Genomic DNA, 9,463 nt, shown 5'->3' with positions numbered 1-9,463 from the left:
AGGAGCCGCACCGATGAACCTGTCTCTCTACCTGCTCACCGTCCTGATCTGGGGCACCACCTGGATCGCCCTGAAACTGCAACTGGGCGTGGTCGCCATCCCGGTTTCGATCGTCTACCGCTTCGCCCTGGCCGGTCTGATCCTGTTTGCCTTCCTGCTGCTCACCCGTCGCTTGCAGCCGATGAACAGGCGGGGCCACCAGATCTGCCTGGCCCAGGGCCTGTGCCTGTTCTGCGTCAACTTCATCTGCTTCCTCAGTGCCAGCCAGTGGATCGCCAGCGGCCTGATCGCCGTGGTGTTTTCCACCGCTACGCTGTGGAACGCGCTGAATGCACGGATCTTCTTCGGCCAAAGGGTTGCCAGCAATGTGCTGGGCGGCGGCGCCTTGGGCTTGCTTGGCCTGGGCCTGCTGTTCTGGCCCGAGCTGTCGCACCACGCTGCCAGCCGTGAGACCCTGTACGGCCTGGGCCTGGCCCTGCTCGGCACGCTGTGCTTCTCGGCCGGTAACCTGCTGTCGAGCATGCAGCAAAAGGCCGGGCTGCGGCCCATGACCACCAATGCCTGGGGCATGGTCTACGGCGCGTTGATGCTGGGTACGTTCTGTGTGGTCAGCGGCGTGCCGTTCGGCATGGAGTGGAACCTGCGCTACATCGGCTCGCTGTTGTACCTGGTGGTTCCGGGTTCAGTGATCGCCTTTACCGCCTACCTGACCCTGGTGGGGCGCATGGGGCCGGAGCGGGCCGCGTACTGCACGGTGCTGTTCCCGTTGGTGGCGTTGAACGTGTCGGCGGTGGCCGAGGGGTACCAGTGGACGGCCCCGGCCCTGTTGGGGCTTGTCGCAGTGATGGCAGGGAATGTGCTGGTGTTTCGCAAGCCCAGGGCACGGGTAGCTGAGGGGGTTGTGGAGGCCAGATGAATCATGGCCCTATCAGCGGCCAGCTACCGAAACTGTGGGCGCTGGCTTGCCGACGATAGGGCCGGTACAGGGATAACCGGGGGATCAGCCCTTCCACACCTGCGGGTTCACCAGGTCCCGCGGCCGCTCACCCAGCAGCGCCGCACGCAGGTTGTCCAGCGCCCGGTTGGCCATGGCTTCGCGGGTTTCGGCGGTGGCCGAGCCTATGTGCGGCAAGGTCAGGGCATTGGGCAGCTTGAACAGCGGCGAATCGCTCAGTGGCTCTTTCTCGTAGACATCAAGGCCTGCGCCGCGCAGGGTGCCGTTCTGCAGCGCCTCGATCAGTGCGGCTTCATCGACCACCGGCCCGCGTGCAATGTTGATCAGGAACGCGCTTGGCTTCATCAGCTTCAGCTCGCGGCTGCTGATCAGTTTGCGGGTCGCGTCCGACAGGGGCACCACGATGACCACGAAATCGGCTTCGGCCAGCAACTGCTCCAGGCTGCGGAACTGCGCGCCCAGCTCCTGCTCCAGCGCGCTCTTGCGGCTGTTGCCGCTGTACAGGATCGGCATGTTGAAGCCGAAGCGGCCACGGCGGGCCACGGCTGCGCCGATGTTGCCCAGGCCGACGATGCCCAAGGTCTTGCCATGCACATCACTGCCGAAGTGCGCCGGGCCCACGGTTGCCTGCCAGTTGCCGGCCTTGGTCCAGGCGTCGAGTTCGGCGGTACGCCGGGCGCAGCCCATGATCAGTGAAAAGCCCAGGTCGGCGGTGCTTTCGGTGAGCACGTCCGGGGTATTGGTGAGGGCGATGCCGCGTTCGTTGAAGTAGTCCAGGTCATAGTTGTCGTAGCCGACCGACACGCTGGACACCACCTCGAGCTTGGCCGCACCTTCGAGCTGCGCCCGGCCAAGCTTGCGCCCGACCCCGATCAGGCCGTGGGCTTCGGGCAGGGCTTCGTTGAACTGGGCGGCGATGTCGCCCAACTTGGGGTTGGGCTGGATCAGGTTGAAATCTTGCTGCAGGCGCTCGGCCATTGCCGGGGTGATTCGGCTGAAGGCCAGGACGGTCTTTTTCATCGGGCTGCTTCCAAGGGGAAAGCTACAAGCTACAAGTTGCAAGCTACAAGCTACAAGAAAAAGCAGCACGTGAACGGATCTGCTTTTTCTTGCTACTTGCTACTTGCTACTTGCTACTTGCTACTTGCTACTTGCAGCTGCCCTTAGTCGGCGATCAGCACCTGATGGGTTTTCAGGTCGGCCTCATGCGCGGCAAGAATTTCCGGCAGCGAGTTGCGCAGGTATTCGACCCAGGTCTTGATCTTGGCATCCAGATACTGGCGCGACGGGTAGATGGCGTACAGGTTCAGTTCCTGCAGGCGGTACTCGGGCAGCACCCGCACCAGGCTGCCGTCGCGCAGGCCATCGATGGCCGAATAAATCGGCAGCACGCCTACGCCCATGCCGCTGCGGATCGCGGTCTTCATGGCGTCGGCGGTGTTGACCATGAACGGTGAGCTGGTGATGTTGACCATCTCCTGGCCTTCCGGGCCATCGAACAGCCACTTTTCCAGCGGGATCACCGGGCTGACCATGCGCAGGCAGGCGTGCTTGAGCAGGTCGGCAGGTTTGTGCGGCAGGCCATGGCGGGCGATGTACGCCGGCGAAGCGCAGACGATGCTGTAGGTGATGCCCAGGCGCTGCGAAACGAACCCCGAGTCCGGCAGCTCGGTGGCCAGCACGATGGACACGTCATAGCCCTCGTCAAGCAGGTCGGGCACGCGGTTGGCCATGGTCAGGTCGAAGGTCACGTCGGGGTGCGATTCACGGTAGCGGGCAATCGCATCCACCACGAAATGCTGGCCCACCCCGGTCATCGAATGCACCTTCAATTGCCCGGCGGGGCGCGCATGGGCGTCGCTGGCCTCGGCCTCGGCTTCCTCGACGTAGGTCAGAATCTGTTCGCAGCGCATCAGGTAGCGCTTGCCGGCCTCGGTCAGCGCAATGCGGCGGGTGGTACGGTTGAGCAGCCTTGTTTGCAGATGGGCTTCCAGGTTGGAGACCGCCCGCGACACGTTCGCGGTGGTGGTGTCCAGTTGCGCCGCAGCGGCCGTGAAGCTGCCTAATTGCGCTACGCAACTGAAAGCACGCATGTTTTGCAGGGTGTCCATGGGTCACTCTCGAGGTAGAGGACAAAATTGTGTCACGAAGCAACGTAAAAGTTATGAAAACTTACCTTCGACCAAAGGCGGATTATCGCCGTTTTGGTAACAAAGATTCGCAGGAATCCACGCTTATCGCCAGTGCTGCCGCCCCCTAGAATTGCTCGGCCCCTCCACCTCTTCCTCGGGAAATCGCAGCTGTGCCGCGTCGCATCATCAGAACGCTCAGTGCGTTCAGTGCCTGTGCCCTTGCCCTCACCTTGAGCGGCTGTATCGGAACCTGGGGCATCGCCCCGCAAAGCAAGACGCTGCAAGCCAATACCCTGACCACCGACGCGGCCATTCGCGAAGCCGCAAGCGATGCTCACTGGCCCGACCAGCAGTGGTGGCACGCCTATGGCGACCCGCAACTGGACCGCTGGGTTGCCCTGGCAGTGGCCGGCAGCCCGAGCCTGGCCATGGCCGCCGCGCGGGTGCGTGAAGCCAAGGCCATGGCCGGTGTGATCGAGTCGGCTGAAAAGCTCCAGGCCAACGGCCAGGCCACGCTCAAGCGCCACAACTGGCCTGAAGACCAGTTCTATGGGCCTGGCGCGTTGTCGGGTGCCAACACCTGGGACAACAACGCGGCCATTGGCTTGAGCTACGCGCTGGACTTGTGGGGCCGTGAACGCAACGCCAGTGAACAGGCCGTGGACCAGGCGCACATGAGCGTGGCTGAAGCGCGCCAGGCGCAACTGGAGCTGCAGAACAACGTGGTGCGTACCTATATCCAGCTGAGCCTGCACTTTGCCCAGCGCGATATCGTCAAGGCCGAGCTGGCACAGCAAGAACAGATCCTGGCCTTGGCCAAGCGCCGCCTGGCGGCCGGTATCGGCACCCATTTTGAAGTCAGCCAGGCCGAAGCGCCGCTGCCGGAAACCCATCGCCAGCTCGATAGCCTCGACGAAGAAATCGCCCTGGCCCGCAACCAGCTGGCCGCCCTGGCCGGCAAAGGCCCGGGGGAGGGCGCGCAGTTGCAGCGCCCGGCCCTGGCCCTGGCCGCACCACTGAAGCTGCCTTCCAACCTGCCTGCGGCACTGGTCGGCCAACGCCCGGATGTGGTCGCCAGCCGCTGGCAGGTGGCTGCACAGGCACGCGGCATCGACGTCGCGCACGCCGGCTTCTTCCCCAACGTCGACCTGGTCGGCAGCCTGGGCTTCATGGCCACGGGCGGCGGGCCGCTGGAATTCCTGACCGGGCGCAAGTTCAACTACAACGTTGGCCCGGCCATCAGCCTGCCTATCTTCGACGGCGGGCGCCTGCGCTCGCAGCTGGGCGTGGCCTCGGCTGGCTATGACGTGGCCGTGGCGCGCTACAACCAGACCGTGGTCGGTGCGTTGAAGAACATTTCCGACCAGTTGATCCGCCGCGAGTCGATGCAGCAGCAGTCGCACTTCGCTGCCGAATCGGTGGCCGCCGCGCAGAAAACCTACGATATCGCCATGGTCGCCTTCCAGCGTGGCCTTACCGATTACCTCAACGTGCTCAATGCGCAGACCTTGCTGTTCCGCCAGCAGCAGGTGCAGCAGCAGGTGCAGGCGGCACGCCTGATCACCCATGCCGAGCTGGTCACCGCGCTGGGCGGTGGCCTGCAGGCTGGCCAGGACGTACCCCAGGAAGAACGCCAGGCTGCGCCGAACACCCCGGCGGCCCTGGCCATTTTCGATACCCGGCCGGACAACGCTGAATGAGCACTTCCAGTTTGCCTGTGCGCTGGCTGCAAAGCCTGGAATGGCGTCGCGGCTTCTTCGCCTGGGCGCGTACCGATGGCGTGACCTGGGTCTACATCTTCAAGGTACTGGCAGCCGCGTTCATTACCCTGTGGCTGGCCATGCGCCTGGAGCTGCCGCAACCGCGCACGGCGATGATCACCGTGTTCATCGTCATGCAGCCGCAAAGCGGCCACGTGTTCGCCAAGAGCTTCTACCGGGTGCTCGGCACCCTGGCCGGCTCGGCGATGATGGTGGCGTTGATTGCCATTTTTCCGCAGAACACCGAGCTGTTCCTGCCCAGCCTGGCGCTGTGGGTTGGGCTGTGTTCGGCCGGTGCCATGCGCTACCGCACCTTCCGCGCCTATGGCTTCGTGCTGGCCGGCTACACCGCGGCCATGATCGGCCTGCCGGTGCTGCAGCACCCTGACCAGGCGTTCATGGCGGCGGTGTGGCGGGTGCTGGAAATTGCCCTGGGCATCCTGGTGTCGACTTTCGTCAGTGCCGCGATCCTGCCGCAGTCGGCCAGCGCCGCCATGCGTAACGCCCTGTACCAGCGCTTTGGCGTGTTCGCCGGGGTGGTGGTCGAGGCCTTGCGCGGTGACAGCCAGCGTGACCGTTTCGAGAGCAGCAACGTGCGCTTCGTGGCCGAGGCGGTGGGACTGGAAAGCCTGCGTAACGTCACCGCCTTCGAAGACCCGCACATGCGCCGGCGCAGTGGCCGGCTGGTGCGGATGAACAGCGAGTTCATGGCCATCACCACACGCTTCAACGCCCTGCACCGCCTGCTGGAGCGGCTGCGTGCACGTGGCCCGCGGCAGATCGTCACCGCCATCGAGCCGGGCCTGAACACCTTGGTGGAGCTGTTGCAGCCCTACGTGGGCCGGGCGCTGACCGACGCCGATGCCTTGCGCCTGACCCTGGAGCTGGGCGCCTACAAGGAAGGCCTGCAAACCCAGGTGCGTAGCCTGCGGGCCGACTACCTGGCAACCGGGCCCAGCGCGGCCGACCAGCTCGACTTCCACACGGTGTTCGAGCTGTTGTACCGCTTCATCGACGAAATGTTCAGCTACGCCGAAACCCACGCCTCGCTGGCTGCACACAAGCACGAGCGCGAGCAATGGGACGAGCCCTATGTGGCGCAGACCAGCTGGCTGGTGTCGTTGGCAGCGGGTGTGCGCGCCTCGACAGTGCTGTTGCTGCTGGGCAGCTACTGGCTGCTCAGCGACTGGCCCAGTGGCGCCATGATGACCCTGATCGCCACGGTGACCGTGGGCTTGTCGGCGGCCTCGCCCAACCCCAAGCGCATGTCGTTCCAGATGGCCTGCGGCACTGCGCTGGGGGCCTTGGTCGGCTTCTTCGAGACCTTCTTCGTGTTCCCCTGGATCGATGGGTTCCCATTGCTGTGCATGGTGCTGGCGCCTGTGTTCGTGCTCGGCGCGTTTCTCTCGTCACGGCCGGCCTACGCGGGCTACGGCATCGGCCTGCTGGTGTTTTTCGCCATCGGCTCGGTACCCAACAACCTGACCGTGTACGACCCCTACAGCTTCATCAATGACTACATCGGCATGATTCTGGGCATGTGCGTGTGTGCCGCCGCCGGGGCGATCATCCTGCCACCCAACAGCCGCTGGTTGTGGAGCCGCCTGGAGCAGGAGCTACGCGAGCAGGTGTTGTTTGCCATCAGCGGCCGCCTGCGTGGCATCGGCACGGCGTTCGAAAGCCGCACCCGCGACCTGCTGCACCAGGCTTACGGCCTGGCAGCCGGCAAGCCGAAGGTTCAGAGCGAGCTGATGGGCTGGATGTTCACCGTGCTGGAGGTCGGCCACGCGGTTATCGAGCTGCGCAAGGAGCAGGCCCGCGCCCCGGTACACCCGGCCTATGCCGAGTCGCAACCGTGGCGCCAGGCCATCCGCGTGATGGGCCGGGCCCTGGCACGGCTGTTTCTGCAGCCCAGTGCCAGCAACCACGAACGCGCGCTGGTAGCAGTGGACCATGCCATTGCCCGGGTGCAGGCCACTGACGAGCCATTCGCCCGGCACTTCGATACCTCGGTGCTGCGCCGTGCCCAAAGCTACCTGCACTTCATCCGTTCTTCCCTGCTCGACCCACAGTCGCCGCTGGTGCCGGCGAAAGGACTGCCAGATGCTGCGTGAAAGCATGCCCCGCGAAATCGCCTTCCATGGTGTGTACATGCCCACCATGACCTTGATGTTCCTGTTTGCGCTGGGCCTGGCCTGGGGCCTGGACCGGTTCATCGCCAGCCATGATGGCTACCGCTTCTTCTGGCACCCGGCGTTGCTGCGCCTGAGCCTGTTCGTCTGCCTGTTCGGCGCCATGGCGCTTACTGTCTACTGGTGAGAAACCTTCGATGAAAAAGTTCTTCAGCCTGATCGCCACCCTGCTGGTGCTGGTCGCTGCCGTGGCCATCGGTCGCCAGTTGTGGGTGCACTACATGACCACGCCGTGGACCCGTGACGGCCGCGTGCGTGCCGATATCATCAACGTGGCCGCCGACGTGCCTGGCTATGTGGTGGACGTGCCGGTCAAGGACAACCAGCGGGTGAAGAAGGGCGACCTGTTGATCCAGATCGACCCCGAGCACTATCAGCTCGCTGTCGACCAGGCCAAGGCGCTGGTCGCGTCGCGCAAGGCCACCTGGGAGATGCGCAAGGTCAACGCCAAGCGCCGTGCCGACATGGACAACCTGGTGATCTCCAAGGAAAACCGTGACGATGCCAGTAATATCGCCAACGCCGCCCAGGCCGATTATCAGCAGGCGCTTGCCGAGCTGGCGGCTGCCGAACTCAACCTGAAACGGACCCATATCGTGGCCACGGTGGACGGTTACGTGACCAACCTCAATATCCACCGAGGCGATTACGCGCGTACTGGCGAGGCGGTGATGGCAGTGGTCGACGAGAACTCGTTCTGGGTGTACGGCTTCTTCGAGGAGACCAAGCTGCCGCATGTGAAGGTCGGTGACCAGGCCGAGCTGCAGATGATGAGCGGCGAGCGTATCAAAGGCCATGTGGAGAGCATCGCCCGCGGTATCTACGACCGCGACAACCCGCAAAGCCGCGAGCTGATCGCCGACGTGAACCCTACTTTCAACTGGGTACGCCTGGCGCAGCGGGTGCCGGTGCGTATTCACATTGATGAAGTGCCGGAAGGGTTCTTGCTGGCGGCGGGGACGACTTGTACGGTGGTGGTGAAGCCGAGCGAGGGGTGACCTGCGGCGCCATTCTGGCCCACAGTCACTGCAGTGCCTTTGAATACAGCGCTGGACCTGTGGTGGCGGGCATGCCCGGCAAGAATCCAACGCGGTGGCTGGCACCGGCTGCGCCGGTGTTCGCGGGCGCGCCCGCTCCCACAGGGTGGACTGTGCGCCTGCCAGCATCGACAACCTGGCGTTCAGGCGGGCCCCACCAATACCGGCACCTTCACCCGGTCGATCACCTTCGCGCTGATCGATGGGTCCAGCAACCGCCCCAGCCGTGACAGGTGGCGGTGGCCCATGATGATCAGTTCGCAGTTCAGTTCCAGCGCCTTGGCCACGATCGCCTCGACCGGTTGCCCCGCGATCATGCAGCCCTGGCTGGCGAAGCCGGCCTGTTGCAATTCGCCTACCGCCTTGGCCACCGCGTCGTCGGCCTGGTGCTGTTCCTTGCAGGCGGCGGGGTATTGCTCCAGCTCTTCGGTGGTGTAGGGCGCGGGTTGCTCGTGCACGGCGAAGGTAGAGTCGATGGCCAGCAGCACGTGCAATTCGTGTTCGCCGGGGCGACAGTAACGGCGGGCGAGGGTGAGCAGGGCAGTGGCGGCGGGGGAGGCGTCGATGGCGATCAGAACGGGGCTGGGCATGCAGGATCCTTGCTTCTGGCTGGCTAGTCATTTGCCTGCACCGGCCCTATCGCCGGCAAGCCTGCTCCCACAGGTTCAACACAGGCGTTGGGCATTGTGGGATCCCTGTGGGAGCCGGCTTGCCGGCGATAGGGTCGGTGCAGGCACTGCAACTGTTATGACCCAATCACCGTCCAGAATAAATGCCCCACCACGCACGAGCGCATTGCGTCTGGTGCAATCGGCCAACCTGCTACCATCGCCACTCCCCAGCTGTAATGGAACACGGCCATGCAACTCCCGGACATGAACCTGCTCGTCGCCCTCGATGCCCTGCTCGACGAAGGCAGTGTGGTCGGCGCGGCGCAGCGCATGAACCTGAGCCCCGCGGCCATGAGCCGGACCCTGAGTCGTATCCGCGATGCGTTGGGCGACCCGATCCTGGTGCGCGCGGGCCGTGGGCTGGTGCCGACGCCACGGGCGCTGGCCTTGCGCGAGCAGGTGGCGGCGCTGGTGGAGCAGGCCGGCGAAGTGTTCCGCAGCGCCGATGAAGTCGACCTGCCCAAGCTCGACCGTGCCTTCAACATTCGCACCAATGACCTGTTCATCGCCCTGTACGGCGCCCAGCTGCTGCGCCGCATGCACGAGCAGGCACCGCGCACGGTGCTGCGCTTCGTGCCGGAAAGCCCCGGCGGTGACGACGACAGCGTGCTGCGCGACGGGCGCACCGACCTGATCATCAGCTCGACCGTGGATCTGGGACCGGAGATCAAGGTGCAGAGCCTGTTCCAGACCTACTATGTGGGCTTGGCCCGACG

The 9,463-nt window shown here is 64.6% G+C and carries 9 protein-coding genes; 6 read left to right on the top strand and 3 right to left on the bottom strand.

Annotated features, from left to right (window positions below; translation table 11 throughout):
* Nucleotides 1-13 precede the first annotated feature (13 nt).
* Nucleotides 14-916 (top strand): DMT family transporter, encoded by a 903-nt coding sequence (locus tag APH30_RS24535; protein WP_054914010.1) that lies wholly within the window; start codon nucleotides 14-16, stop codon nucleotides 914-916.
* An 84-nt stretch (nucleotides 917-1,000) separates the two neighbouring features.
* On the opposite strand, the gene APH30_RS24530 is transcribed toward APH30_RS24535, so the two are convergent.
* Together APH30_RS24530 and APH30_RS24525 are read right to left on the bottom strand one after the other, a co-directional pair.
* Complete coding sequence (locus tag APH30_RS24530; RefSeq protein WP_029888023.1) at nucleotides 1,001-1,975, bottom strand: D-glycerate dehydrogenase; 975 nt, start codon at nucleotides 1,973-1,975, stop codon at nucleotides 1,001-1,003.
* A 143-nt stretch (nucleotides 1,976-2,118) separates the two neighbouring features.
* Nucleotides 2,119-3,066, bottom strand: a complete 948-nt coding sequence (locus tag APH30_RS24525) for a LysR family transcriptional regulator (RefSeq protein WP_009685037.1) — start codon at nucleotides 3,064-3,066, stop codon at nucleotides 2,119-2,121.
* 191 nt (nucleotides 3,067-3,257) lie between these two features.
* Here APH30_RS24525 and APH30_RS24520 point away from each other — a divergent pair, with 191 nt between their 5' ends.
* From APH30_RS24520 to APH30_RS24505, 4 genes are read left to right on the top strand one after another with little or no spacing between them, the layout of a single operon-like run.
* The gene (locus APH30_RS24520; protein ID WP_054914009.1) at nucleotides 3,258-4,787 is read left to right on the top strand and encodes an efflux transporter outer membrane subunit; all 1,530 of its coding nucleotides are present in this window, start codon (nucleotides 3,258-3,260) and stop codon (nucleotides 4,785-4,787) included.
* Complete coding sequence (locus APH30_RS24515; protein ID WP_029888020.1) at nucleotides 4,784-6,961, top strand: FUSC family protein; 2,178 nt, start codon at nucleotides 4,784-4,786, stop codon at nucleotides 6,959-6,961. Before APH30_RS24520 ends, APH30_RS24515 begins: the two co-directional genes overlap by 4 nt.
* Before the next feature lie 4 nt (nucleotides 6,962-6,965).
* Entirely contained in the window at nucleotides 6,966-7,166 is a 201-nt protein-coding gene (locus APH30_RS24510) for a DUF1656 domain-containing protein (protein WP_009685040.1), read from the top strand.
* Nucleotides 7,167-7,176: 10 nt separating this feature from the next.
* A complete protein-coding gene (locus APH30_RS24505; protein ID WP_029888019.1) occupies nucleotides 7,177-8,037 on the top strand; it encodes an HlyD family secretion protein in 861 nt (286 codons plus the stop codon).
* A 182-nt stretch (nucleotides 8,038-8,219) separates the two neighbouring features.
* Here the strand turns inward: APH30_RS24505 and APH30_RS24500 are convergent, their stop codons facing one another.
* Nucleotides 8,220-8,666, bottom strand: a complete 447-nt coding sequence (locus APH30_RS24500) for a universal stress protein (protein WP_054914008.1) — start codon at nucleotides 8,664-8,666, stop codon at nucleotides 8,220-8,222.
* A gap of 270 nt (nucleotides 8,667-8,936) precedes the next feature.
* On the opposite strand from APH30_RS24500, the gene APH30_RS24495 reads away from it, so the two are divergent.
* Nucleotides 8,937-9,463, top strand: a 527-nt coding sequence (locus APH30_RS24495; RefSeq protein WP_156326646.1) for a LysR family transcriptional regulator, incomplete at its 3' end; no start/stop codon positions are given.

The sequence above is a fragment of the Pseudomonas sp. NBRC 111127 genome, from assembly GCF_001320345.1.
In the GTDB taxonomy this organism is placed as follows: Bacteria; Pseudomonadota; Gammaproteobacteria; order Pseudomonadales; family Pseudomonadaceae; genus Aquipseudomonas; species Aquipseudomonas juntendi.
Note: the sequence above shows the minus strand (reverse complement) of the source record. Positions and strands in the feature narration are given on the sequence as shown.